Raw genomic sequence first — 26,439 nt, 5'->3', positions numbered from 1 at the left:
TTCTGCAATTCTATCCGCGTCGCCACGTCGTGCACCGTGGCGCGCGTCCATTTGTGGATGACCGCCCGGAGCGGCGACGGTCTGTTTCCGGTCGGGTCCCGCAGTGGCGCTCATGCCGTAAAATCGCTCTTCATGGCCGAGCACTACTTTTCCTCCCACGACGAGGACGGGCTGACGCCCCGCCCCCTGACCGTCGAGCTCGAGGGCTCCGAAAGACACCTCGTGACGGCATCGGGCGTTTTCAGCCCCAAGGGACTCGACAAGGGGACCGCTGTTCTCCTCAGAGAAGCGCCCGAGCCGCGAGGAAATTCCCTCCTGGACATAGGCTGTGGCTGGGGGCCGATCACCCTGACTCTGGCGCTCAGGAGACCCGGCGCCCAGGTCCTTGGTGTGGATGTCAATCAGCGCAGTATCGAGCTGACTCGGCGCAATGCGGCGTCGATGGGACTGGACACGATCTCGACCGCGTTGCCCGACGACGTCGACCCCGGCCTGACCTTCGACACCATCTGGTCCAACCCGCCCATTCGCGTGGGCAAGGACGTTCTGCACGACATTCTGATGACCTGGTTGCCCAGGCTCTCGGTCGGGGGCTCAGCCTACCTCGTGGTCCAGAAGAACCTCGGCGCGGATTCGCTGATTCCGTGGTTGGCCCAGAACCTGGGTGCGGAGTTCGCCGTCCACCGGTATGCCACGTCCAAAGGGTTTCGTGTCATCGAGGTCCGGCGGGGACCCGCCCAGGAAGTCTAGCCCAGAACAATCTTGCCGACCAGGACGGCCGGTCCTGACAGGACCACGTGTTCCAGCTCGTCCGGGGCCATGACGAATGTTGCTGCTACCGCGCCTCCGGGCACCTCGACGACCCATTCATCGGGCGCGTCGTCTCCCGCCCAGAAGCGAGTCGCCGCAGCCGCCGCGCAGGCTCCAGTGCCGCAGGATTGGGTCTCTCCCACACCGCGCTCGTGAACCCTCATTGCAATGCGGCCGATCGTGTCGTTGTCCTCAGAGTCCACCGGAACCACGAACTCGACGTTGGTCCCCTGGGGCGGAACCGGACGTACGTTCGGGGCCTCGTCGAGCCCGAGCTTGCCGAGCTTCTCCTCGCCGGCCAGGGCGACCACCGTGTGCGGATTGCCCATGGTGATCGACAGGCCGGGGCGGGGCGTCCTCAGCCCGCGAGCCGTCACGAGACTGTCCGAACCCGAGTCGCGAGCTTCGTCGCCATGGATGAAGCCCCACGGTCCCATATCGACCGCGTAGCCGTCCTCGACCTTGGCCACGACCTTCGCCCCTCCCCGGGTCCCGATGGTCAGGCTCTGGCCGGGTTCGAGGGAAACGAGGCCCTCCGTCAGGAGGTAGTGGACGAACACGCGCACACCATTGCCGCACATTTCCGACAATGAGCCGTCCGCGTTGCGGTAGTCCATGAACCACTCGGCATCGGGCGACGTTTCCAGCACCTGCCGGCCTTCGGGAAGCTCTTCCGACCGGATCGCACGGATCACACCGTCCGCACCGATACCGCGGTGACGGTCGCACACCGACTCGACCAGGGAGCCCTCGAGTGAAAGTCGCCCCTGGGCATCGGTCAACAGCACGAAATCGTTGCCCGTGCCGTGTCCCTTCGTCAGGCTGATGCCGGACAGTTCACCCCACGGGGAGTCCTCCCCCGCCCGCTCTGTCTGGTGAGCAGCGTCAACAGGGGCGGCAGATTCTTCGACGGAGTGGTCGGGTGCGGCGGTTCGATGAGAAGTCACCATTCCAGTTTAACCCGCCGCCGTCCGGCGGAACAGCTCAACCACACGCGTCACGTTCTCGTCCAAGGGGTCCGAGAAATCCAGCCAATGAATTCTCGGATCGGCCCGGAACCACGTGCTCTGGCGACGGGCCAGTTGGCGAGTGGCGACGACGGTTTCTTCGATCGCCGTCTCGATCGACGTCGTCCCCTCGACGACGCGGAGGAACTGCGAGTACCCCACCGCACGCGATGCGGTCTTGCCCTCGCGGAGCCCATGGTCCGCAAGGTGGCGAACCTCATCGATCAAGCCGTCCCGGACCATGGTGCGGACGCGATCCGCGAGACGCTCGTGCAACACATCTCGGTCGCCGTCCAGGCCGACTTGGAGGGCCGGCTGAAAATACTCGCGCCGCGGCATGTAGGAGGAGAAGGGCCTCCCGGTGACCTCATGAACTTCGAGTGCGCGCACGAGTCGGCGGTCGTCTTTGACGCGATCCGCCGACTCCGGATCGACCTCCGTCAGCCGGGCGAGCAGAGGTCCGCGCCCCCGAGCCTCCAGCTCGCCTTCGAGCCGCTCACGGACCCCCGGGTCCGTCCCGGGAAAGTCCAGGACGTCGAGGGCGGCTCGAACGTAGAGCCCGGAACCGCCTACCAGTATCGGGACGCGGCCTCGGCCGCGGATCTCCTCAATGACCTGTCGCGCTCGCTGCTGGAAGTCCGCCACGGAGGCCTCTTCCCGAATATCGAGCGTGTCGAGAAGGTGATGCGGCACGCCGCCCCGCTCGGCCACGGGCAAGGTGGCAGTACCGATATCCATCCCGCGGTAGAACTGCATCGAGTCAGCGTTGATCACTTCACCGTGCAAGGCGTGCGCCAAGGCCACGGCGAGGTCCGATTTGCCAGTGCCGGTGGGGCCGACCACGGCAAGGACCGGAAGGACGGGCAAACCATCGTGACCCGTTTCCTGGGGCGCCGGCGCATTGTCCATGGCGTCGCGACGAACCGAGCGATCCACTGCTAGCGGGCGCCGGTGAGGGCCGACGACCGGCCAGGTATCGATGGCATGCCCAGAAGGGTCGTGCCCGGCTTGCCGCCGCCCGTTCCGCAGGATTCTGCTTGGGCCCGGTCCCATGCGTCGCCGGCGCGGGAACGCCGTACGGAGTAATCAGCCGGGGACGCCGAAGCCGGGTCCGAGATCACGTGGAATGCAGCGGCCTCGGTGATCGTGAGCGTCACGAGGTCGCCGGGTCTCGGCGACTCGGCACCAGCGGGCACCGAGAAGTGAACGAGGCGCTGGTCCTTGCTTCGGCCTGACAAACGGTGCGTCTCGCCGCTCTTGCGGCCCGTTGCGGCGCTGACCATGACCTCGACCTGGGTACCGATCAACCGCTCGTTCTCCTCGCGGCTGATGCGGTCCTGGAGAGCAGTCAGCCTCTCGTACCGCTCCTGGACGACCTCCTTGGGCACCTGATTCTCCATCTCGCCCGCGGGGGTTCCCGGCCGGATCGAGTACTGGAAGGTGAATGCGGAGGAGAAGCGGGACTTCTCGACCACATCCAGGGTGGCCTGGAAGTCCTCCTCCGTCTCGCCCGGGAACCCGACGATGATGTCCGTGGTGATCGCGGCGTGCGGGATCCGTTCCCGGACCTTGTCCAGGATCCCCAGGAACTTCTTGGAGCGGTATGACCGGCGCATATCCTTGAGCACCTTGTCGGACCCCGATTGCAGGGGCATGTGCAGCACGGGCATGACGTTCGGGGTCTCCGCCATCGCATCGATGACGTCGTCGGTGAATGCGGCCGGGTGCGGACTGGTGAATCGCACCCGTTCGAGTCCTTCGATCTGTCCGCAGGCTCGCAGCAGTTTCGAGAAGGCTTGCCGATCGCCGAATTCGACGCCGTAGGAATTCACGTTCTGGCCCAGGAGGGTCACCTCGATGGCGCCGTCGTCGACCAGGGCTTGCACTTCCGTGAGGATGTCTCCGGGTCGACGGTCCTTTTCCTTGCCCCGGAGGGACGGCACGATGCAGAACGTGCACGTGTTGTTGCATCCGACGGAGATGGAGACCCACCCCGAATAGACCGAGTCCCGCTTGGTCGGCAACGTGGACGGGAACACCTCGAGGGACTCGAGGAGTTCGGTGGCCGCTTCTTCGTTGTGCCGCGAGCGTTCGAGCAGGGCCGGCAACGAACCGATGTTGTGCGTACCGAACACGACGTCGACCCAGGGGGCCTTCTCCACGATCGTGTTCTGGTCCTTCTGGGCCAGGCAACCGCCGACGGCGATCTGCATGCCCTTGTTCTCGCGCTTCGTGGGCGCGAGGTTCCCCAAGTTGCCGTACAGCTTGTTGTCCGCATTCTCCCGAACGGCACACGTATTGAATACGACAAGGTCGGGGGCGTCCTTCGAGGACGTCTTCTCGGGCACAGTGCCTTCCGGGAGCGCGGTCTCGGAGAAGGGGACATATCCTGCCGACTCGAGGAGCCCGGAGATCCTCTCGGAGTCGTGCACGTTCATCTGGCACCCGAAGGTTCTGACCTCGTAGGTGCGGTGCTCTCCGGTCTGCTCGTCGATGCCCGGCATGGGTGCTGCGGCATCGGGTGCAGGAGTCTGGCGGTCTTCGTCGGTGGGGTTCGCAGTCACCCTGTCAGCGTACAAGACACCGGGCACCTCTCGCTGACGGCCTTGACGTCGATCACGGGGGCCGGTTCGGGGCGCTTCGACCCGCCCTGGGACCACGCATTCGCCGTATTCTGGGGGGTGTGACCGACCACAGCATCTCCCCCGCCCTTCCCGGCGCCACGGATCCCCCGGTCTTCACGGGGTTCGATGATCTCGTTGCGTGGTCGAGTCCGCGGGCACGCCCTCACATGAGCCGAGGAGGGGTGATTGCAGCGGAACGGTTGGGTGGGGTCATCGACGTCGTCGAGGTCCTCTCCTCTACTCCCCGTTCGATCGTGGCGCGCTGTCGGTCGGGGCAACGGTCAGTGGTTCTGAAATATTTTCGACGAAGGGACTCGGCGCGGAATGCGAGTGGCTTCGGCTATTTGCGCGCCAAATTCGGCGCGAAGGTGCTTCCCGGAGCCGCCTCGGTCCTGGCCTACGATGACGAAGCCAGGGTGCTCATCCACGAGGACCTGGAAGTTCGCCCGGGGCGGCGGTATTCCGCCGCGGAGCTGCTGAGGTGGGCCCGGTCCTGGCCGGACCTGGTGGTTCCTGCGACCTCCACGACCTCAGAAGAATTCCGTGCCTCGTTGGGCCGGTCAGATCCGGTGTCCGCCGTGAAAGGCCACCCGGGGGCGCTGCCGTCTTTGGGGCTGGCACGGCGGGCGAGTATCACCGATGACCAGCTGAGGGATTTCTTGGACCCGGCCCTGTCGGTCATGTGGTGCGGCGACATGAACCCAGCCAACTTTGCCCTGGACCGCGATGGTACCTATCGGCAATTGGATGGTGAGGGAACCGGATACTGCGATCCGGCGCTCCTGGTGGTCGAGGCCAGGCTGGGGCTGCCCTCGGCACCGGACCCGGGCACGATCGACGCAAGTCCGAGCCCGGACCAGTGGAACGAGATCGGGAACTTCCTGGCGTCTCGATGGAATGTGACTCCCGAGCGGGAAAGCATTTCACGCCTGATCCTGGCATCGATACTCAGGGAACTCGCGCCGACCCGCACCGACCCCTAGCCACTCGAGATCGGGGTCCCGTCAGCAATAGCTATTCGGGATCTTGGCCCGTCAGCGACGGTTCGCCTGCACGGGCTGACGGGTCAGGGCAGGACAGGTCAGGGAAGATCGTCGAATTCTTCCTCGCCGACGATGTGAAGCTCCTGCTTGGCCACGTCAAAGGCAACACCGGGCGAATAGCCTCGACGGGCCAGCATCGAAGCCAGCCGTCGCAGCTCCTTCTCCCTCACGGTCCTGTCATTCAGATCCGCACCACGCTTGATCTTTTTTCGGACCAAGGTGCGGGCGTCCTCCCGTTCGTCCTCGTCCGTGCGCTGGGCCAGCGCTTCGTCCGCAATGTCCCCCGTGATGCCTTTGTCTGCGAGTTCGCGGCGCAGGGCCGGGCGTGCGAGCTTGCGGCTGGTCGATCGGCTTCTGACGTACATCTCCGCAAACTCTTGGTCGTTGACCAGTCCCCAGTCCTCGTATTTGTCGAGGATCTCGGTGATGGTCTCCTCCCCGATCTGCTTCGAACGCAGTTTGTCCTCCAGCTCGGCACGGCTTCGCGCAGCCATAGTGAGCTGCCGGAGAACGATGTCCTTGGCCTGGTCGTACTCGGTCTTCTCATCGGTCGGTGGGGCGGACTTTTCTTCACCCGCCCGTGGACTCTGCCCCGCGTTGTAGTTGCGAAGGTGAACCGAAGAATCCGAAGCTCCCGAGCTTTCGCCCCCGAGGCCCCGTGATGCCGAGGACGTCGTGGAAGCTGCCGGGCCACCGAGCCGACTACCATTGCGACGACGACCGGCCCCAGAGCGGTTCCGGCCGTCGCCACGACCTGAGCGAAGACTCATCAGAAGTTCTCGGGCAACGCATCCAGCGGGTCATCGCTCAATTCGGCAGAATTCTCGCTGTCTTCTCCTGCGGACGCGTCGATCGGAGTGGAGCCAGCATTGACGTCCTCGTCTTCCGAATCGATGATCCCGGCCTTGACGAGAGTCTTCTGCTGTATTTCTTCTGCGAGCTCCGGGTTGTCCTTGAGGAAGCGCCGCGCATTCTCCTTGCCCTGGCCCAATTGGTCCCCGCCGTAGGTGAACCAGGCTCCGGACTTCTTGACGATATTGTGCTCGACCGCCATATCGATAATGCCGCCCTCGACAGAAATTCCTTCGCCATACAGCATGTCGAATTCGGCGATCTTGAACGGTGGTGCCATCTTGTTCTTGACGACCTTGGCCTTGGTGCGCGCGCCCACCGGATTCGCGCCATCCTTGAGCGTTTCAATGCGACGAATATCAATGCGCACCGAAGAGTAGAATTTCAAGGCCTTGCCGCCTGTGGTGGTCTCGGGGCTCCCGAAGAAGACCCCAATCTTTTCGCGCAACTGGTTAATGAAAACGGCCGTCGTATTGGTCTGCGACAAACGACCCGTGATCTTGCGCAGGGCCTGGGACATCAGCCGAGCCTGCAACCCCACGTGGGAGTCCCCCATTTCGCCTTCGATCTCGGCGCGAGGGGTCAGTGCCGCCACGGAGTCGACGACGATGATGTCGATGGAACCCGAACCGACCAACATGTCCATGATCTCCAGCGCCTGTTCACCCGTATCGGGCTGAGAGACGAGGAGGGAGTCGGTGTCCACACCGAGCTTTTCCGCGTAGACGGGGTCGAGAGCGTGCTCGGCGTCGATGAAGGCCGCGATACCGCCGGCCTTCTGGCAATTCGCCACAGCATGCAGTGCGAGGGTGGTTTTGCCCGAGGACTCCGGGCCGTAGACCTCGACCACGCGGCCCCGGGGAAGACCCCCGACGCCCAATGCCACGTCGAGTGCGAGGGCACCGGTCGAAATGGTCTCTGTCTTGACCGCTTCCCTGTCCCCCAGCCGCATGACCGAGCCCTTGCCATAGTTCTTGTCGATCTGCGCAAGAACCGTGTCCAGTGCTTTCTCCCGGTCCGAACCGGTCGCGCGGGATACGGAAGCCGTGTTTCGCGATTTAGCAGCCATGATTACCTCAATTCCGTGGCCCGTCGATGACGACGAACCTGCTGTCGTGCGTTTCAGTCCTCACGCTAGTCAAGGGGACTGACAAGTTAAGCGGTTTGGGGCATCTGTGGAAAACCCGCGCCACGCCTCTGGCCTCGAGTCTAACCGATCTCGAACGCGAATTCGAATATATTTTCGATGTTCCGGAACGACCGGTTCGACCCGGATCCGCGCCTCACCTGGGTTCCCCCGGGTCTGTGCCCAACCACCGCGACTCGGGCAGATCGTGCTGACGACACACCGCCTGCCACACCCGGAGCGGGGCAACACCATCGTCGAGCGCTTCGTTCGCGGTTCTGCTCCCGACGGCGTCGAGCACCGTCTGGTCCCCCACGACTCGCGCGTAGCCGAAGCCGAATTCGTCTTCCATGCTCCGCCAGAACTCCGACATCTTCATGGTTCAGCCTTCCTCTGGATCCGTCATCACGATATCCGCACGACAGGGCACAAAAAATCGTGGTGGGTCGTTCGGTTCGTTGTAGTCCGGGCGGCCTGCCCCGAGGGTCTCCTCTCACACGAAAATCCGCGCCGTCCGCGATTTTCTCGCGATGACAACACGGATTTTCTGTCCAGCCCACGGATCGCATCCCGCCGGGCTCCAGCTTCTCAGGTGAAACCCGATCGGGATGCGACGCGCTCTGCGGTTACCGGACGATCGGGCGAGTTCGCTGCGTATGCGGCAAATCCATCGACCCGGTGGCGTTCATGCCGTATTCGCGGCGGAACTCCTCGGAAAGTTCGTTGGGGACGGTATCGGGAACATTGAGCCCCTCGGCTGCCGCGAGACGGTCCGAGACCTCTCGAAGCATCTGGGACAAGGGAATCTCCAGTGCCACACAAATGGAAGCGAGCAATTCTGAGGAGGCTTCCTTCTGACCGCGCTCGACCTCACTGAGGTATCCGAGCGAGACGCGGGCACTGTGGGACACCTCGCGCAGGGTGCGTCCCTGTCGCTGGCGGATGTCTCGAAGGACCTCACCGATTTCGTGGCGAAGGACAATCACTTTGGGCTCCTGCGGTTCGGGCGTGAAATCTTCTGACTGTCCCACGTCCTTCCAACGGACGACGCCGTTCACGGACACGGGTTGCTTAGTCATCTTTATGCCTATCTCCCTTTTCGATGTGGCCTCTCAGTGTTGAGTGCCACGTGGTTTCTTCAGCCTAATGCAGTTCGCATCTGTGCGTCAGGCCTGTGGACGGATTGTTTTTGCACCGTCACGTTCATTCAAACCAAGTTCCCTGGGAATTCATTCCCGCTCTCGGCGAGAGAAGGCTGTGAATATTCTGGGTACATCGTGTATCCCGGAATCTCCACCGATTAGCTCTCCCTGGCCATGGATTCCACCAGCAGACGCAGGGCCGCCCACACGGTCTGTTCCCGAATCTCCGCGCGATCGCCTTCGAGCCTCAGTTCCCGGGTCGCGTATCCCTGAGGCCCGGCGCACCCCAAGTAAACCAGGCCCACGGGTTTGCCGTCATGAGGGTTCGGGCCCGCTACTCCGGTCGTGGACACACCCCAGTCCGTGCCGCAGACTCGCCGAGCCCCCGCTGCCATCGAGCGGGCGACGTCGGGATCCACCGAGCCCTTGTCCGCCAACAGGTCCTCTCGCACCCCGAGCACGCCGGACTTGACCGAGTTGTCGTAGGAGACAATCCCGCCCCAGAAGACGGCGGACGCGCCGGACACCGAGCAGATGGTGGAGGCCAGCATCCCGGCGGTCAATGACTCCGCCGTGGACACGGTCTGACCCGACACCGTTCCGGACGCGACCGCGCGCGCTGCCAGGGCCGATGTCGTCTCGTCCTCCGGAAGAGGAAGCCGACTCATGACTTTCCGTTCCCGGCCAGGTAGTCGCGCCTGAGTGCCACTGCCTTGACCACGTAATCCACGCCGGTCACCACGGTCACCACAACCACGGCGGCCATGACGATCCACCCGGGAATCATCAGCCACCAGCCCACTGCCCCCAGCGGGAGGATGAACAACACAAGGGCGACCGTCTGCAGGACGGTCTTGAGCTTGCCGCCCTTGGATGCGGCCATGACCCCGTAGCGGATCACGAAGAACCGCATGATGGTGATGCCCCACTCGCGCACGAGGATCACGATCGTGACCCACCACCACAGCTCCCCCAGCATGGACAGGACCACGAAGGCAGCTCCGGTCAGGAGCTTGTCTGCGATCGGGTCGGCAATTTTCCCGTAATCCGTGATGAGGTTTCTCGAACGTGCGATGTCGCCGTCGAGTTTGTCCGTGTACATCGCGGCACCGAAGACGACGACCGCAGCCCAGCGCATCCCCATCGACGCCTCGCCGAAGTGGCCCCCGGCCAGGAGGAACCAGACGAAGAACGGAACCATCAGGATCCGGAGCGTCGTCAGCGCATTCGGGAGATTGAGGTTGGACTGCTTGGGGGTAGACCCCGATGATTCTGCGCTGCTCATGAGTGCCCCTTCTTCGCGCCGTCCGGTACCGAACTCATCGACCGGTCAGTTGCCACGCGTCCTCGTCGTTCGGTTCGTCCGCGTGATCGTTGTAATCAGTCGCGACGTTCTGCAGAGACTCCTCGACGGGGTCGTCTCCCTGCCCGCTCTGGTCATCGCCCGAACCGGCCGGAGGGTCCTCACCGCGAATCTTCGCAAGGGCCGCCGGAAGGTCATCGGGAGCCACCAGAACATCGCGTGCCTTGGACCCCTCGGACGGGCCGACGATCTCCCGAGATTCCAGCAGATCCATGAGGCGCCCGGCCTTCGCGAAACCGACGCGAAGCTTGCGCTGCAACATCGAGGTCGAGCCGAACTGCGAGTTGATGATCAGTTCCGCCGCCTGGAGCAGCACGTCGAGGTCGTCCCCGATGTCTTCGTCGATCTGCTTCTTCGGCTGGTCCTGGATGACGTCGGCGCGGTAGCTGACCGGCATTTGCGTCTTGACGTGCTCGACGACGTCGTGGATCTCCGACTCCGAGACCCACGCGCCCTGGACACGCATCGGCTTGGAAGCACCCATCGGCAGGAACAGGGCATCGCCCTGGCCGATCAGTTTTTCTGCCCCAGCCTGGTCCAGCACGACTCGGGAATCCGTGACGGACGAGGTCGCGAACGCCATCCGGGAAGGCACGTTCGCCTTGATCAGACCCGTCACCACGTCGACCGACGGACGCTGGGTGGCCAGGACCAAATGGATTCCCGCCGCACGGGCCAACTGCGTGATTCGGACGATCGCGTCCTCGACGTCCCTGGGCGCGACCATCATCAGATCGGCCAGCTCGTCGACAATCACCAACAGATACGGGTACGGACGGATCTTCCGTTTGGACCCCGGTTCCGGTTGGACCTTGCCCTCACGGACGGCCTTGTTGAAGTCGTCGATGTGCTTGAACCCGAAGTGGGAGAGGTCGTCATACCGCGCGTCCATTTCGCGAACAACCCACTGCAGGGCCTCGGCGGCCTTCTTGGGGTTCGTGATGATCGGCGTGATCAGGTGAGGCACGCCCTCGTAGGCCGTCAGCTCCACGCGCTTCGGGTCCACCATGACCAGGCGAACCTCGTCGGGAGTAGCCCGCATCAGGATCGAGGTGATCATCGAGTTGACGAACGAGGACTTGCCCGCGCCGGTGGCACCCGCCACGAGGATGTGCGGCATCTTGGCCAGGTTGGCCACCACGAATCCGCCTTCGACGTCCTTGCCCACGCCCATAACCATCGGGTGCGGCGAAGCATGTGCCTTGTTGGACCGCAGAACGTCCCCGAGCGCAACCGTTTCACGGTCGGTATTCGGGATCTCGATGCCGATCGCCGACTTCCCGGGAATCGGGGAAAGAATTCTCACGTCCGCGCTCGCCACGGCGTAGGAGATGTTCTTCGACAGTGCGGTGACGCGCTCGACCTTGGTACCGGCACCGAGCTCGATCTCGTACCTGGTCACGGTCGGGCCACGGGAGAAACCCGTGACCTGGGCGTCGACCTTGAACTGGTCGAGGACGTTGGTCAGTGCCTCGACGACCGAGTCGTTGACCTCGGAACGCTCCTTGGCGGGAGGACCCTGGACCAGCATCTTCTGCTGCGGAAGGACATAGTCAGTGGTCGACAGCGCAGCCTCACGTGCCGCACCGTTCTGCGGCTGGGCGTGCGGGATCGAATCGTCCGACGACGAGGCATCATCCGCGGAGAATGTCTCGGCTTCCTTGGGGTTCGACTTCTCGACCAGCGGCGAGACGCCTTCGTGCGGATTCTCGGACAACGTTTCGGTGGTGGATGAACTCCGCGACGGCTTCCGGGCATCCGGGGCGGGCTGGCCCGAGTCGATGACCTCAGTCGCATCGGGATCGGCGCCACCGATAACGCGCGTTCTGTCCATGTCCTCGAAGGAACTCTGCTCGGGTTCGGCCTCCCGCTGCTGCTCTTCCCGGGCCGACTTGGCCCGGTTGAACTTGCCCAGGTCGAACAGTTCGGACTTCTTCTTCTTGGGCGCAGACCCGGGTTCCCCGGCGGAATCGTGGTCGAAGACCTCGGTGGGTGCGGTGCCCAGACGCCCGCCGTGGGGGTCCCCCTTCGGCGCGTTCTTGTCGACCACGGCCCTCGTGAAGGCCTCGTCCCCGGCGTAGCCGTCCAGGGGCTCGGTTTCGTTCCCGGACTTCTCGCGCCGGCCGAACAGGGACCGCTTCGGCTTGGCGGATTTCTGCTCCCCGTACTCGTCGTCGAGGTAGCTTCGATCGTGCTCAGGAGCCGAAAGATCGGCTCCCTTCTCCTGCGGTTTGTCCCCGACGAGGCGTCCGAAGGCGGACCTGATGTTCGGAATGATCGAGCGTATCGGCGTCGCCGTGACGATGAGGACCGAAATCAGGGCCAGAAGAATGTGCAGGGTCATGGTCCCGGGCACCGTGATGAGCTTGGACAGCGTGGCTCCGGCCAACAGGCCGACAATTCCGCCGCCGCTCCGGACGGCGTCCAGGCCAGCCTCCACGCTCGGGGAACCGGCGGCCAGGTCGAAGAGCGCGGAACCGCTGATGACCATGAGCAACAGTCCGACGGCGATGCGGTTGTTGGCCCCCATCTCGGTCGGGTGTCTGAAGGCGCGGATCGAGAATCCGCCGAGCAGAACCGGGGCCAGGAGGGCCATGCGCCCGAAGGTCCCGGCAACCACGGCGTGCCACGCCATGGCCGGCCAGGACACGGCCTGCAGGCCCACGGAGGCAAGGCTCCACCATTCGACGGCCGCGGTGATCAGCGCGAGCACGAGCATGAGCAGGGCTCCGCCGTCGCGCCGGTCCTCCGGGGCGAGTTCGGTGCGCAGCGTGCCCATGCGACGGATTGCACCGCCGACCAGGTGGGCACAACCTACCCAGGCACCGAGAATCGCCCGGACGAGCCAATTGGGCTGGTCAGGTGCGTCAGTGGTCGCACGCGAAGAACGAGTGGCGGCTTTCTTGGTGCCGCTCGACGAACGCCGCGACTGCGATGCGCCCTTCTGAGGGGTGGGGGAAGTACGAGTCGCCATATGTTCCAGGGTAGACGATGAGGGCGGAACCCACACTCGCCCGGGTCGAAACCGGCCGAATCTGTGGATCACCGCCCCATCGGTGCGGGGGTCCTCCCCGCGAGTTTCCTGGCCTCAGCCCTCCTGGTTGTGCTCGACCACCACGGGGATGATCATCGGCTTCCGGCGCAGCTTGCGGCCGATCCACTGGCCGATCGTCCGGCGCACGATCTGCTGCATCTGGTGATTGCTCAGGCGCTTGGACGACTTCTCGTTCAGGGCCTCTTCCAGGGCCTCGGTGATCTTGGGAATCATCGGTGTGAAGACCGAGTCCTCTTCCGCAACACCGCGGGCGTGGATGTCCGGACCGGCCACGACACGCTTGGTCTTGCGGTCGACCACGATCACGATCGAGACGAAACCCTCTTCGCCCAGCGTGCGACGATCCTTGAGATCCTGATCCGTGATCTCACCCACGGACTTCCCGTCGACGTAGACGTACCCGCAATCGACGGCGCCCGAGATGCGCGCCTCGCCGTTTCTCATGTCGACGGCGACACCGCTCTCGCCCAGAAGGACATTCTCTTCCGGCACGCCGGTCTCCATCGCCAGCTTTCCGTTCGCGATGAGGTGACGAACTTCACCGTGCACCGGAAGCACGTAATTGGGTTCGAGGATGTTGTAGCAGTACAGCAGTTCGCCGGCGGCCGCGTGACCCGACACGTGGACCTTGGCATTGCCCTTGTGGATCACGTTGGCGCCGAGCTTGAGCAGCCCGTTGATGACCCGGTACACGCTGTTCTCGTTGCCGGGGATCAGGGACGAGGCGAGCACGATCGTGTCGTCCTGCTCGATCTGGATCCTGTGGTCACCGCTGGCCATTCGCGAAAGGGCCGCCATGGGCTCTCCCTGCGAGCCGGTGCACATGAGGACCACTTCGTCCTCGCGGTAATTGTCCACGTGCTTCAGATCGATCAGCACGTTGTCCGGCACCTGCAGGTAGCCAAGCTTCTCGGCGATGGACATATTGCGGACCATCGAACGACCGCACAGGGCAACCTTGCGACCGCGCTCGACCGCCGCATCGATGACCTGCTGAACCCTGTGCACGTGCGAGGAGAAGGAAGCGACGATGATTCGCTTCGGAGCATCGCGGAAGACGTCCGAAAGCACGGGGCCGATGTTCTTCTCCGTGGGCGTGAAGCCGGGCACCTCGGCGTTGGTCGAGTCCGGGAGGAAAAGATCCACGCCTTCCTCGCCGAGCCGGGAGAAATGCCGGAGGTCCGTGATCCGGCCGTCCAGCGGCAGCTGGTCCATCTTGAAGTCGCCGGTGTGCAAGACCTTTCCGGCCTTCGTCCTGATGAACACCGCGAGCGCGTCCGGGATCGAGTGGTTCACGGCCACGAATTCGCATTCGAAGGGCCGCAGATCCTCGACGTCGCCCGCCTCGACGGCGATGCTGGTGGACCGGATGCGGTGCTCCTGCAACTTGGCTTCGACCAGCGCCAGGGTCAGCTGCGAACCGATCAGGGGAATGTCGGGGCGACGCTTGAGCAGGTACGGAACCGCGCCGATGTGGTCCTCGTGACCGTGCGTCAGCACAATGGCGACGATGTCATCGAGGCGGTCCAGGATGTGGTTCAGATCGGGCAGAATCAGGTCGACGCCGGGCTGGGTCTCTTCGGGGAAGAGAACCCCGCAGTCCACGACCAACAGCTTTCCGTTGAGTTCGTAGACCGTCATGTTGCGGCCGACCTCTCCGAGTCCACCCAAAGTCAGGACACGCAGCGTGTCCTTCTTGAGCTTCGGAGGCTTCGGCAAATCGGTGGGTATCTGGGTCACGGGACCCCTTTCTGAAGGTGAGGGCCCCGCCTCAGCAGCGGGGCCCGGATGTTATCTGATGCTTGAGGCGGCAATCGAACCCTCGAGGTCGGACCGGATTCGTGCGGTCTCGGCCTCGGTGGGTTCGACATGCGGCAGGCGCACCGTGGAGGTTGCGAGCCGTCCCTGCCATTGAAGAATTGTTTTTGCGGCCACAGCGCCGGGAACCCGGGTCATGGTCGCCGTGACCACCGGATGCGTCTCCTGGTGGAGGCGCTGGGCGGTTGCGAGATCGCCGCGGACCACCGCGTCGATGAGGTCCCGGAACTGTTCGGGGACCACATGGGTGGTCACACCGATCAGTCCCGTGGCACCCACGGACATCCACGGGAGGGTCAGGCCGTCGTCGCCGGAATAGAACTGGAGGTCCGTGCGGGACAGAACCTCGGTAGCGCTCGCGAAGTCCGCCTTGGCGTCCTTCACCGCAACGATATTCGGGTGCTCGGCGAGCGCAATCAGGGTTTCGGCCTCGATCTGGATTCCCGCGCGGCCCGGAATGTCGTAGAGCATGATCGGGGTCGTGACGGCGTCGGCGACGGCCCGGAAGTGCGCCAGCAGGCCCGCCTGGGTCGGCTTGTTGTAATACGGGGTCACGACCAGCAGGCCGTCGACGCCGACTTCTTCCGCGAGCCCGGCCACGTGAATCGTGTGGCTGGTGTCGTTGGACCCGACGCCCGCGATGATGGACGCCCTGTCTCCCACCGCATCCTTGACGATGCGGAAGACGCGGGCGTTCTCCTCGTCGGTCATCGTGGAGTATTCACCGGTGGTGCCGCAGACGACCAGGCCGTCGTTGCCGCGCTCGACGAGTTCGCGGGCGAGCGCTGCGGTGGCCTCCTCGTCCACGGATCCGTCGGCCGCGAAGGGCGTGACCATGGCGGTCAGCAGGCGACCGAAAAGGGGCTCGACTGTGGCGGTGTTCGCGATCGAAGACTCAGGCATGGTTCCCAGGCTACAGCACTTTCAGGCTTCCTCGCCCTGTGACAAGGCCTTGGCCGGGCGTCCCCGATACAGGGCGACCGCATCGCGCATCGACCGTCTGGCCCTCTTCCGGTCTCCCGCGGCATCATAGGCGCAGGAAAGTCGGAACCAGGTCCGCCAGTCCTCCGGCTCGGCCTCGACCTCGTGCTGGTAGCGCGCGAAATCGGCGTCGGCCGCGTCGCGATCGATACCGCCCGACGCCGTCCGCGGCAGGTTGTCTTCGGGCAACCCGCCCTCACGCCCCAGGATCCGGGCCAACTGCTGAACGCGAATACCGAAGAGGACCTCCTTGATCAGCGCCCAGGCCCCGATGAGCGGGAGGACGATGAGGCCCGCCCCCAGGAGGATTCCGGCGAGATTTCCGGACCCGACCAGGAGCACCCCTCTCTGGAGAGTGACCACCAGGTAGAGGGCCAGGAGCGCCACGGTCACGGCGGCGAAGGTCTTCCCCTTGTTCGTCGAATCGATGAAGACGAAGGCCGCACTGAAGGCGAGAATGACCATGATGAACAGCCGTGTTCCGGCCGGAACCGGAAGCAGCCAGACGGTGATGGCGACCAGGACGACGGCCGCCCCGGTGAAGATTTTCAGTCCTCGCACGCGTCAGTCCAGGTCCAAGTAGCCGTCCAAGCCGTGGGTCAGGCCGGGGCGCTGCCCCACGGTCCTGATGCCCAGCAGGACGCCGGGCATGAAGGAAACGCGGTCGAAGGAATCGTGGCGGATCGACAGCTGCTGGCCTTCGTCGCCGAGGAGAATCTCCTCGTGGGCCACCAGGCCCCTCAAGCGAACCGCGTGGACGTGGACGTCGTCGACCACGGCCCCGCGCGCACCCTGCGGGTCGGATTCGGTCGCGTCCGGGCTCGGTCCGCGACCGACGCTCCGACGCGCCTCCGCGATCTCCCGAGCAGTGTGGGCGGCGGTGCCCGAAGGCGCATCGAGCTTGTTGGGATGGTGCAGCTCGACGACCTCGACCGATTCGAAGTACTTGCTCGCCGTGGCGGCGAATTTGCCCGTGAGAACGGCTCCGATGGCAAAGTTGGGGGCAATCAGGACACCTGTGCCAGGGTGCTCCTCGAGCAGCCCACGCAACCGATCGAGCTTGGCCTCGTCCCACCCCGTGGTCCCAACCACGGCATGCATTCCGTGCTCGACGGCGTAGCGGACGTTCTCCTCGCTGGCCGCCGGAACGGTCAGGTCGACGACGACGTCGGCTCCGGCCCCGTCCGTCCGGTCGAGCGAGTCACCCGAGCCGAGTGCCGCGACCAGTTCCATGTCCTCCGCCGATTCCACGGCCTTGACGGCTTCCGAGCCCATCCTTCCGGACGCGCCGAGTACAGCAACCTTGATCACATCAGTCATGTCCTCCACCCTATCGCCGCATCGACAAACCACCGATTCGTTCCGTCTCTGTGCCGAACTCCTCCGAAGCTTTGTCCACAGTGGCCTCTCAACGGGGCTCGGACTACTACCATGTTCTGGTAATCATTACGGACTTCGACCCCGGACCATTACCGACATCGACCCCGATTCTCGTTGCTAGGAACCGCGTCGCCCCATGACACCCCCGATACTCTTCGACTCGTCCGTTCCGCCCCGGGCGGGGCAGGAACGCTTCGTCCTGCGCGGACTCGACGGGCTCCGTGCGATCGCCGTCGTCCTGGTGATCGTGTACCACGTGTGGCCGATGGCGTTGCCGGGAGGGCTCGTCGGCGTCGATCTGTTCTTCGTGATTTCCGGATACCTCATCACGGCCCTGCTGCTCCGCGAGGCCGCGTACACGGGCATGATGCACCTGCCGCAGTTCTGGATGCGCCGGTTGCGCCGCCTGGTGCCCGCGATGGTGCTGTGCGTGCTCGTGTGCACCTCCGTGGCCCTGTTCCTCGGCGGGGACGTTCTGGTGGAGATGCCACGCCAGGTGATGACCTCCCTGACGTACACCTCCAACTGGGCGAACGTGGTCGCCGACAATGACTACTTCACACGGACCTCTCCCGAGCTGTTCACGAATTTCTGGTCGCTCGCGGTCGAGGAACAGTTCTATCTGGCGTGGCCGATCGTGCTGGTGACGACGTGCATCCTGGTCAGGTCCTGGCGGAAGCGGACCCTGGTGCCTGCCGTCCTCGCGACCGGATCCGTGGTGGCGATGGCGGCGTGGACCGCCGCCAAGGGCGACATGATCCGCAGCTACTACGGTCTCGACTCGCACGCCTTCGGGCTCATGTTCGGCGCCGTCCTGGCGCTCATGGTGCCGTGGAGCATGTACCCGCCACGGCAGGACACCCGGGTCCCCGCGGTGGAGAAGGCCTATTCGCCGGGCCTCAACGTGGTTCGCATCCTGGTGGGTTGGGGCAGCCTGGTGCTCCTGCCCGTTCTGGCACGGTTCCTGACGGAAGAGGACCCTGAGTTGCTGGCCCCATGGGGTTTGGTCGCCGCGTCGCTTCTGGGCCTGGGCGTGATCCAGTGTCTCCTTCCCGACGTCCGCGGCACGGGTGCCGCCGGCCTGAGACGGTTCCTCTCGCTGGCTCCCTTCGAGTGGGTCGGCAAGCGCTCCTACGGGCTGTACCTCTGGCACTGGCCGATGCTGACCCTCATGCACTACGGCGCGCCCACGATATGGGAGACGCCCAAGAACATCGGTGTCCTTGCGGCCACCGTGGTCGTCGCGGCGGCGTCGTACAAGTGGCTCGAGCAACCGGTCCGACGCAAAGGTTTCCTCGGTGCCACGGCCGCCCTGTTCCGGGCCCTCAAGCGACCCGGGAACGTGCGGTGGGCCGCGGTCGGGGCCATGCTCGTGGCCGTGGTCACCGTCTCCGGCACGGTGGCCGCGTGCTTGCAGGCACCCGAGAGGACCCAGGCGCAGTCGGTCATCTCGAAGGGCAAGGACGTCCTGGACCAGCCGGAGACGTCGCCGTCCGCTACCCCGAGCCCGTCCGGCCCCAGTCCCTACGAGCCGACGCCGGACGGCAAGGACGTGACGATGATCGGCGATTCCGTGACCGTGTCCGCGGCCGACGACCTGCGGTCAAAAATGCCCGGGATCTCAGTCGATGCCAAGGTCAGCCGGGAGGTCTCCGACGGTCTGGACATCGCCAGGAAACAACGCGACAAGCACGAGCTGGGCCGGATCGTGGTCGTTTCCCTGTCGACCAACTCCGGGATGACCCAGGAGGACGTCGATACCCTCACCGACCTGGCCGAATCGGATCAGACCCGGGAAATCGTGCTGGTCACGGGCCAGGCCCCGCCAAAGCTCGATTGGGTCAAGACCTCCAACGAGACGGTCCGGTCCGCGGGGAAGAAGAGCGACAAGATCGTCGTCGCGGACTGGGCCAAGGCCTCGGACGGCAGGCCCGACCTGATGGTCTCCGACGGCGTCCATCCAGAACCCCCGGGGCAGGACCTCTATGCCCAGACGGTCGCCGACGCCGTTGGGGAGGCGAAGAAAAAGCTTGCCGACCGCACGGCCTCTTCCGGGTCGGCGCAGGACTGACCCGTACCGGCGGTCCGGCGTGCCATGGGCTCTGCTAGGTTCGGAATCATGGCAGATCACAGCGCGCTCCTCCCCTCAGTGAGCTTCTCCTGGTGCGACCAGGTCGGACGGCGGCTCGCGAGCCACCAGCCCGAAACCGTCTACTACGCGGCATCGACCATCAAATTGGGGATCGCCCTTGCCGTGGGCCGGGCCGTGGCCGCCGGGGATCTCTCCCTCCGGTCCGTGTACGGGGCCACGAGGAGCTTCGAGGGGGCCAGTGGCGAACGGTTCTGCCTCACCGGAGACCATCTCGACCCCGAATTCCCGGCGGACGGTACCGACCTCTCGGTCGCGGACCTCTGCCGCCTCATGATCTCTCGTTCGTCCAACGAAGCAACCAACATTCTCTTGGGTGCGGTGGGGATCGACGCCGTGGCCCAGGTCTTCGCGGACCTGCGCCTCGAGTCGACGCGCGTCGAACGACTGATCGGGGACCCCGCGGCCCAGGACGAAGGGCTGACGAACGAGACGACCGCCGGTGATCTGACGAAACTCATGCGGGCCACGGTCACGGGCGATCTCGGGCCGGGACGGGACGTGCCGCGCGACGTGGTTTCGCTCTTCGTCGAGGCTCTGGAGGCACAGACGATTCCCCCGATCGGGAGATCGCTCGCCTCTGGCATCCGCTGGGGGTCGAAATCCGGCGAAGTTCCGGGGTACCGGCACGACGTCGCATTCATCGGGGACCCAGGCTCCGAGGATTGCCGCTACTTGGCCGTGTGCACCCAGGGCTACGAAGAGAACGCGGCGGACGAGGTCATCGCCGGACTCGTCGCCGCGCTCGGGCTGGGCGGGAACTAGCTCCCGCCCCGCGCGCGGCCGCCCGCACCCACCGCGAGGTGGCAACGTTGTGCGGATTTCGCCCCGGAATCTGCACAAGACTTCCACGTCGCGCAGGGGTCATGGCCGTACCGCCACGTCCGGGACCAGCCATTGCGCGACCCTCTCGGCGTTGGCGCCTCGGAGCACCGATGCATGGTCGCCCTCGACGACGTGGGTCTCCAGTTCGTCGCACCACGGCAACCACGCGTCGGGATCGGCACCGGCCTCCAGGCTGTCCCGCGCCGAGCACAGGATCAGCCGGCCGGCGAATGCCTGGGGATCGCGGCCCCTCGTGTAGCCCATCGCCTTCCACACCGACGTGATGCACGTGCGCAACGATGCGTCGTCCAGGTTCGCCAACGGAGAGCCATGCTCCCTGAGCGCGGCGACGGTTCCGGCCAAGTCGCCGGGCACCTCCCGCGGCTCGATCCCACCCATGCGCATCAGCGCGATCCAGAGATCGGACTCGGTCGGTTCCGGACGGGCTCGCCAGTAGGTCGGCGGGTACGCATCCAACAGCACGACCTTCTCGACGTCGACCCCGTGCCGTGCGGCCCGCGCGGCGACGTCGACGGCCGCGATCCCTCCCACGGACCATCCGGCCAGGATGCAACCGTGCGGCGCGATCGCGGACAGGGATGCGGCGTAGTCCTCCGCGAGCTCTTCCAGGGTCTCGGGCCATCGCGACGAGGGGTCCGAGAACTGCCTGGCCTGGAGGGTCCAGACGGACGACGACGGATCAAGGTGCTTCAGGAACGAGGCGTAACACCACCCGAGCCCCCCAGCGGGAGGGAGGAACACGACAGGCGTCGCGTCCGGATCCTGACCGTGGCGCAGCCGCAGGACGGGTTCGAGCTCGCCCGCGTCATCGTCCTCGAGAGACTCGGCCAGGGACCCGGGCGTGGGATGGGCGAAGATCTTTGCGAGGGAACACGGCGTTCCGAACTGTTCTTCGACGCGGATCCCGAGCTCGAGGGCGCTCAGTGATGCTCCCCCGGCCGAGAAGAAATCCGTGTCCGGGCCGACCGAGGGCACGTCGAGGACGTCGGCGAAGATCATGCAGACCGTCTGTTCCTTCAGCGACCGGGGCACGCCTCCCTGGTCCGGCAGGGCCAGTTCCATCGCATCCAGGGCCCTCCGGTCCGCCTTGCCGTTGGTGGTCACGGGCATGCCGTCCACACGCGACCACAGCGCGGGGACCATGTACTCGGGCAGCACGGCTGCGGCATGACGTTTGGCCGAGGCCAGGAGGTCGTCGCCGCGCTCGGCGTCGCCCTCGACAAAGGCTGCCAGCGTCTGTTGTCCGCCGATGCTCTTGACCAGAACGACGGCGGCGTGGACGCCCTCGACGTCGGCAAGGACCGCTTCCACTTCCCCCAGTTCGAGTCGCTGGCCCCGGATCTTGATCTGGTGGTCCCGGCGCCCCCTGTACTCCAGGACGCCGTCCTCTCGCCACACGGCCAGGTCGCCGGTGCGGTACACCCGGAGCGTCTCAGGCTCGGGCGAGGACACGTCGGGCGATCCGGGCCGGCCGCGGCCCCTGCCCAGGGGAATCGTGTCCAGGGCAGCGGCGTCGGCGTCCGGTCGATTGAGGTACCCGGACATGACCTGGACACCCGACAGGCACAGCTCCCCGGGTATACCTGGCGGACACAGGTGGCCCGTGGGATCGACAACGTGGCATCCGGTGTTCCAGGCCGGGCGTCCGATGGGCACGACGGCGGCGTCAGGGTCCGTTTCCGTGTCCCAGGCCGTGACGTCGATCGCGGCTTCGGTCGGGCCGTACAGATTCAAGGGGTGAACGCCCACGAGGTCGACGGTACCTCGGACCTGTTCCCTGGTCAGCGCCTCACCACTGCACACGATGTGGCGGAGCGCGACTCGTTCGTCACCCAGGAGGGCACGGACGGAGGGGGTCGAGATGAACGCCGAGAGCATCGTCGGCACGAAGTGCAGGCCCGTGACCGCCTCGTCCCGGAGGAGGCGGGCCAAGTACTCGGGATCCTTGTGCCCCTCGGGGGCCGCGATCACGACGCATGCGCCCTCCTGGAGCGGCCAGTACAGCTCCCACACGTGGACATCGAAGGAAATCGCCGTCTTGTGAGCGATCCTGTCGGACCCATCGATCGGAATCAGGTGCTGTTGCCAGCGCAACCTGTTGTCCAGGGCCCGGTGCGTGATCGGCACGCCTTTGGGACGCCCGGTCGAGCCGGAGGTGAATTGGACATAGGCCAGATCGTCCGGACGGGTTCGACGGCCCGGGTAGTCCTCGGAGGGGGTTCGTGTCCCGGTCTCGCGTCCCAGGCGGTAGACCTCCCGAGCCTCCAGGAGACGGACGGGTGCGGTATGGGAAGCGGCGTCGGTCCCAGTCGCGGCCTCGGAGAAGTCCGGCAACGCCAGGCCGGTCCCGTTGATCAGTGTCGAGCACTCGGCGTCCTCGAGCATGGCCGTCACGCGGCCGACGGGAAGGGTCGGGTCGATCGGCAGGTACACGGCCCCGGCGTACAACAGGCCGTAGAGGAGCTCGAACTGTTCGACGCCGCGCTCGACGCGGAGCCCGACGACGTCGCCCGGGGCCACACCGGCGGCGGAGAGCCCCTCGGCGACCTCACGGGACGCGCGGACCAGCTCGGCGTAGGTTCTCTCTCCACCCCCGAAGCAACCCGTGGAACCGTAGGCGGGTCCTTCGCGCAGGGCACGTGCCTCCGGGGTGCGCTCGGCCTGCTCCTCGAATCGCTCGAGAAGCGTTCGAGCCTCGACCTCGTGCTCCGTGGCTGACAGGCTGCGAATACGTTCGATTTCCTCGGGAAGCGCCTGGTCGAGCTGCGCGGTGGGCGTTCTCGTCCTTGCTGCCTCGGTCCACGAACGCATCCATCGCAGGATTCGATGCGCGTGGCGTTCGGTTTCCTCCGGGGAATACAGCTCGGGGTTCGCGGTCAGCTCGAGGCTGAGGTCGTGCCCCCGACCGGGCATGCCCCTCAGGCACACCGTCATGTCAGGAACCGGGCCCGCGGACACGTTGTGGACCTGAGCCCGGCACGGGCCGAATCGCAGGACGGCGTCGAAGGGCACCACATTGATCTGGGCCCCGAAGGCCCGACCGCCTCGACGCGCGGCCTGCCTTTCCAGGTCTTCCTGGCGGGCCAGAGCGTGCTCGTGGTTGAACACCATCTGGTCCCTGACCTGCCGCACTTGGTCCTGGGGGCGCGTGAGGGCGGAGACATGGACGGGCAACACATTCACCGCGGTGCATCCCGTGCGGGCGGCGACTCGAGGTGCACCGGACAGGGCCCGGTTCATCTGGGGAACGCCGAAGCCGGCCTGGGGCACGCCGAGGGCTCGGGAGAGGTACGAACCGACGGCGGCCACGACGCCCGTCGGCCATTGTGCCCCCTCACCGCGGGCGACCTCGACGATCGCCTCCTGGAGACTCACGTCGACCGGCAGGGCAAACCTGTGCGCCGTGGCCGAGGGTGCGGCCTCGCGTTGCGCGAGAGAGTAATCCGTCGGTGTGTCCTCCTGATCGAGCCGTTCCGACCAGGCCTCGAGATCGGCGGCTCGGCGCTCGGCGTCAGAGGCGTCCTGGGCCCGCAGCTCCGCGAGCCCTGGCCTGTGAGCCGGCTCGGGGGCCTCGCCCTCGAGAATCCGCCCGTAGACCTGTCCCACCCGGCGCAGGGCGTCGAATGCGGCGAATCCGTCGGCGACCAGGTGGTGGAAACAGTGGTAGAACCATTGGCGGCCGCCGCATTCGATGATCGCGGAATCCACGGTGCGCCCCCGTTCGACGTCGAGGGCCGTGCGCACCGCTTCCGCGCACCAATCGAGCACCGTCCGTCGCGCCTCGGCGGGCGTGGCCTCGAGCCTGATGCTGCGCCCGACGGTGACGCGACCGAGGAATTCGTCGATGTCGAGCGAGCGCCAGCCGAGCTCGCTGCCGCGTTGGTCCAGTTCGACCCGGAATCCCTCATTCTCCGCGTACACGGTTCCGAGCGCGGATCGTAGCGCCTTCGCGTCCACCGGCTCGGTGAATTCGACGCATTCGGCAGTGTTGTAGCAAGGATTGTCCGGGTCGAGTCGAGTCGCGAACCCTATTCCGCGCGCCGCATCCGTGAGCGGGTACCAGGGCGGGGCATTCCGGTCCACTATGACTGGGCCCTTTCCGATGCTTCGCGGAGGAATCCGACGCTGGGGTCAGCGATCAACTCCGTGAATTCCAGGCCCACCCCGTGATCCTGGAGGTCGTCCAGGAGGGCGAATGCCGAGATGGAATCCATCCCCAGGTCGAACAGGTTGGCCGTGGGGTCATGGAAGGCCTTGTCCAAGGCCCCTTCCTCGCGCAAGTGCGGCGCCAGGACTGACTTGAGTGTCGAATCGTCGATCATGTTTCTTCTCCTTGTGCGGTGATGACAGGGCAATGATGAGGCGCACCGCGACGGCGGAGCGCCGCGACGGCAATCGTGTGCTTCGTGGTCCCGTCCCCACTGGTGGGTCCCGACCCGCCTGCGGGTCCCGGATCCGCCGATAGGTTGGGCGTCTGCCGGGTTCAGGGTCGAGACGCGGCGAGGTCCTCGGCCAGGGCGGTCCTGAGGTGGCGGCGCGAGATCTTGCCGACGTTGGTCAGAGGCAGGTCCCGACGGATCTCGACGCGTTCCGGGATCTTGAATTCCGCGATCCCCCGTTCCCGGAACCATTCGCGGAACCAGGTTCTCGGGTCCACGCCGAAGTCGGCGTCGTCCCGGGGCAGGACCACCAGGCCGACGCGTTCTCCGAGGTCGTCATCGGGTATCCCGACGACGACGGCGTCGGCCACCCCGTCGGCGCTGAGGGCCACGTCCTCGATCTCGTCCACCGCGATCTTTTCTCCGGCCCGATTGATCTGGTCCTTCGACCGCCCGGTGACCTCGACGTGCCCCGTGGGGTGCAGCCGGACGATGTCGCCGGTTCGGTAGTACCCGTCCTCGGTGAAGCCGAAGCGGTTGGCCTTGTCCTCCAGGTAGTAGCCGCGGATCGTGTAGGGGCCACGGGTCAGGAGGTGACCGGTTTCGCCCTCGGCCACGGGACGGTCGTCGTCGTCGACGACCAGCAGCTCGTCGTCGGGGCTGATGGGGACTCCCTGTGTCCGGACGACGAGTTCCTCCGGATCCGTGTCCCTCGTGTAGTTGACCAGTCCCTCGGCCATGCCGAAGACCTGTTGGAGCCGAGCGCCGAGGACCGGGCCGACTTTTTCGGCCACGCTCGGGGCGAGCTTGGCCCCGCCGACCTGAACGGTCCTGAGGCTCGAGAGGTCCGGTGACCTCCTCTGGGCCGAGAGTATCCACGCCTGCAGCAGGGGCGGCACCAGCGATGCCATCGTGACCCGTTCCTGCTCGATGAGGGAGAACGCGGTCTGCGGGCTCGGGTCCGCCGCGAAGACGAGGCTGCCTCCCTCGTGCAGCACCCCGAGGATCCCCGGAGAGCTCATCGTGAAATTGTGTGCCGCGGGCAGGACCACGAGCATTCTGGTCTCGCGATCCACACCGCAGATCGGGTCCGAGGCCCTGACCGAGTAGAGGTAGTCGGCGTGGGTTCGCGGAATCAGTTTGGACATTCCGGTGGTCCCTCCGGACAGCTGGAGGAACGCCACGTTCTCGCTCAGCCGCTCGGCCCCTCGGTTGCGCACGGGCCTGGGAAGGTCGAGCAGGGGTTCCGGACGGTCCAGGATGGCGACGACGCCGTCCTCGCTCTCGGTCACCTGCCCGCTCGCCTCGATCAGAACCGGGGGTTGGAGGCCTTCGGCCCGCATGCCGTCGGCGTACTCCCGGTAGAGACCGAGGTAATCGAATCCTTCGGCCCCCTGACAGACGATGTGGGCCGCCGCGTCGGTCTTTCGGGCGAAGTGGCCCAGTTCGCTCGCCCTGTGCTTGGGCAGGGCGAAGACGGGCAAGGCACCCACGAGGAATGCCCCGCAGAGGTAGGCCATGTACTCGGCGGTGTTGGGCAGTTGCAGGATCACCCGGTCTCCCGGCGCGACGCCGACGTCCAGGAGTGTTCGGGCCGAACGCCTGGCTTCGTCCTCCAAGTCAGCGTACGTCCAGGTCTGGGTCGCCAGGCTGCCCGTTTCGGGGTCCCGTGACGAAGAGGCGACGAGCGCGGTCCGGTCCGCGAATCGGTCGCACCGGTCCAGGACGAAATCCTGGAAGGTCTCGTCGATCCAGTAGCCGGCCGCGCGATACTTCGCGGCGAATTCTTCGGGAATCCCTGGGTACTCGGCCAGGCCCGTTCGGCCGGTCAGCGCGGTTTGGGTCATGGTTTCCTTCCTTCATG

The 26,439-nt window shown here is 65.6% G+C and carries 21 protein-coding genes; 4 read left to right on the top strand and 17 right to left on the bottom strand.

Annotated elements, in window-relative coordinates; genetic code table 11:
* Positions 1–132 precede the first annotated feature (132 nt).
* Positions 133–750 carry a class I SAM-dependent methyltransferase gene (locus EWU68_RS07185; RefSeq protein WP_129315445.1) on the top strand — a complete coding sequence of 206 codons (618 nt, stop codon included), beginning with the start codon at positions 133–135 and terminating at the stop codon, positions 748–750.
* On the opposite strand, the gene dapF is transcribed toward EWU68_RS07185, so the two are convergent.
* The 3 genes from dapF to miaB form a co-directional block, all read right to left on the bottom strand.
* Positions 747–1,646, bottom strand: coding sequence for a diaminopimelate epimerase (gene dapF, locus EWU68_RS07180; RefSeq protein ID WP_238692372.1), 900 nt, complete (start codon positions 1,644–1,646; stop codon positions 747–749). The genes EWU68_RS07185 and dapF overlap by 4 nt on opposite strands.
* Positions 1,647–1,766: 120 nt before the next feature.
* The gene (gene miaA / locus EWU68_RS07175; protein WP_170288132.1) at positions 1,767–2,726 is read right to left on the bottom strand and encodes a tRNA (adenosine(37)-N6)-dimethylallyltransferase MiaA; all 960 of its coding nucleotides are present in this window, start codon (positions 2,724–2,726) and stop codon (positions 1,767–1,769) included.
* A gap of 29 nt (positions 2,727–2,755) precedes the next feature.
* Complete coding sequence (miaB, locus tag EWU68_RS07170) at positions 2,756–4,321, bottom strand: tRNA (N6-isopentenyl adenosine(37)-C2)-methylthiotransferase MiaB (RefSeq protein WP_129315478.1); 1,566 nt, start codon at positions 4,319–4,321, stop codon at positions 2,756–2,758.
* A 179-nt stretch (positions 4,322–4,500) separates the two neighbouring features.
* Here miaB and EWU68_RS07165 point away from each other — a divergent pair, with 179 nt between their 5' ends.
* Positions 4,501–5,424, top strand: coding sequence for a hypothetical protein (locus EWU68_RS07165; protein WP_129315443.1), 924 nt, complete (start codon positions 4,501–4,503; stop codon positions 5,422–5,424).
* 98 nt (positions 5,425–5,522) lie between these two features.
* Here EWU68_RS07165 and EWU68_RS13280 read toward each other — a convergent pair whose 3' ends face one another.
* From EWU68_RS13280 to dapB, 11 genes are all read right to left on the bottom strand, one after another.
* Entirely contained in the window at positions 5,523–6,254 is a 732-nt protein-coding gene (locus EWU68_RS13280; protein ID WP_238692370.1) for a regulatory protein RecX, read from the bottom strand.
* Positions 6,254–7,405 carry a recombinase RecA gene (recA, locus tag EWU68_RS07155; protein WP_129315442.1) on the bottom strand — a complete coding sequence of 384 codons (1,152 nt, stop codon included), beginning with the start codon at positions 7,403–7,405 and terminating at the stop codon, positions 6,254–6,256. Before recA ends, EWU68_RS13280 begins: the two co-directional genes overlap by 1 nt.
* A 214-nt stretch (positions 7,406–7,619) precedes the next feature.
* Entirely contained in the window at positions 7,620–7,841 is a 222-nt protein-coding gene (locus EWU68_RS07150; RefSeq protein ID WP_129315441.1) for a DUF3046 domain-containing protein, read from the bottom strand.
* Positions 7,842–8,088: 247 nt separating this feature from the next.
* Positions 8,089–8,541 carry a helix-turn-helix domain-containing protein gene (locus tag EWU68_RS07145; protein ID WP_129315440.1) on the bottom strand — a complete coding sequence of 151 codons (453 nt, stop codon included), beginning with the start codon at positions 8,539–8,541 and terminating at the stop codon, positions 8,089–8,091.
* 221 nt (positions 8,542–8,762) lie between these two features.
* Complete coding sequence (locus tag EWU68_RS07140) at positions 8,763–9,272, bottom strand: CinA family protein (RefSeq protein ID WP_129315439.1); 510 nt, start codon at positions 9,270–9,272, stop codon at positions 8,763–8,765.
* Complete coding sequence (gene pgsA / locus EWU68_RS07135; protein ID WP_129315438.1) at positions 9,269–9,889, bottom strand: CDP-diacylglycerol--glycerol-3-phosphate 3-phosphatidyltransferase; 621 nt, start codon at positions 9,887–9,889, stop codon at positions 9,269–9,271. Before pgsA ends, EWU68_RS07140 begins: the two co-directional genes overlap by 4 nt.
* A 34-nt stretch (positions 9,890–9,923) precedes the next feature.
* The gene (locus EWU68_RS07130; protein WP_129315437.1) at positions 9,924–12,941 is read right to left on the bottom strand and encodes an FtsK/SpoIIIE family DNA translocase; all 3,018 of its coding nucleotides are present in this window, start codon (positions 12,939–12,941) and stop codon (positions 9,924–9,926) included.
* A gap of 114 nt (positions 12,942–13,055) precedes the next feature.
* Positions 13,056–14,762, bottom strand: a complete 1,707-nt coding sequence (locus EWU68_RS07125) for a ribonuclease J (protein WP_129315436.1) — start codon at positions 14,760–14,762, stop codon at positions 13,056–13,058.
* Positions 14,763–14,813: 51 nt separating this feature from the next.
* Entirely contained in the window at positions 14,814–15,743 is a 930-nt protein-coding gene (dapA, locus tag EWU68_RS07120) for a 4-hydroxy-tetrahydrodipicolinate synthase (RefSeq protein ID WP_156265439.1), read from the bottom strand.
* 21 nt (positions 15,744–15,764) lie between these two features.
* A complete protein-coding gene (locus tag EWU68_RS07115; RefSeq protein ID WP_129315435.1) occupies positions 15,765–16,382 on the bottom strand; it encodes a hypothetical protein in 618 nt (205 codons plus the stop codon).
* Positions 16,383–16,385: 3 nt separating this feature from the next.
* Entirely contained in the window at positions 16,386–17,141 is a 756-nt protein-coding gene (gene dapB / locus EWU68_RS07110) for a 4-hydroxy-tetrahydrodipicolinate reductase (RefSeq protein ID WP_129315434.1), read from the bottom strand.
* A 196-nt stretch (positions 17,142–17,337) separates the two neighbouring features.
* On the opposite strand from dapB, the gene EWU68_RS07105 reads away from it, so the two are divergent.
* Entirely contained in the window at positions 17,338–19,272 is a 1,935-nt protein-coding gene (locus tag EWU68_RS07105; protein ID WP_129315433.1) for an acyltransferase family protein, read from the top strand.
* Positions 19,273–19,320: 48 nt separating this feature from the next.
* Positions 19,321–20,115 carry a serine hydrolase gene (locus EWU68_RS07100; protein WP_129315432.1) on the top strand — a complete coding sequence of 265 codons (795 nt, stop codon included), beginning with the start codon at positions 19,321–19,323 and terminating at the stop codon, positions 20,113–20,115.
* 99 nt (positions 20,116–20,214) lie between these two features.
* Here EWU68_RS07100 and EWU68_RS07095 read toward each other — a convergent pair whose 3' ends face one another.
* The 3 genes from EWU68_RS07095 to EWU68_RS07085 all read right to left on the bottom strand — a co-directional run bounded on the left by EWU68_RS07095 (position 20,215) and on the right by EWU68_RS07085 (position 26,422).
* Positions 20,215–24,279: a non-ribosomal peptide synthetase gene (locus tag EWU68_RS07095; RefSeq protein ID WP_129315431.1), complete on the bottom strand. Its 4,065-nt coding sequence runs from the start codon at positions 24,277–24,279 to the stop codon at positions 20,215–20,217.
* A complete protein-coding gene (locus tag EWU68_RS07090) occupies positions 24,279–24,518 on the bottom strand; it encodes a phosphopantetheine-binding protein (RefSeq protein WP_129315430.1) in 240 nt (79 codons plus the stop codon). The genes EWU68_RS07095 and EWU68_RS07090 overlap by 1 nt, the downstream gene beginning before the upstream one ends.
* Positions 24,519–24,679: 161 nt before the next feature.
* A complete protein-coding gene (locus EWU68_RS07085; protein WP_129315429.1) occupies positions 24,680–26,422 on the bottom strand; it encodes a (2,3-dihydroxybenzoyl)adenylate synthase in 1,743 nt (580 codons plus the stop codon).
* Positions 26,423–26,439 lie beyond the last annotated feature (17 nt).

This window comes from Rothia koreensis, from assembly GCF_004136575.1.
In the GTDB taxonomy this organism is placed as follows: Bacteria; Actinomycetota; Actinomycetes; order Actinomycetales; family Micrococcaceae; genus Rothia; species Rothia koreensis.
Note: the sequence above shows the minus strand (reverse complement) of the source record. Positions and strands in the feature narration are given on the sequence as shown.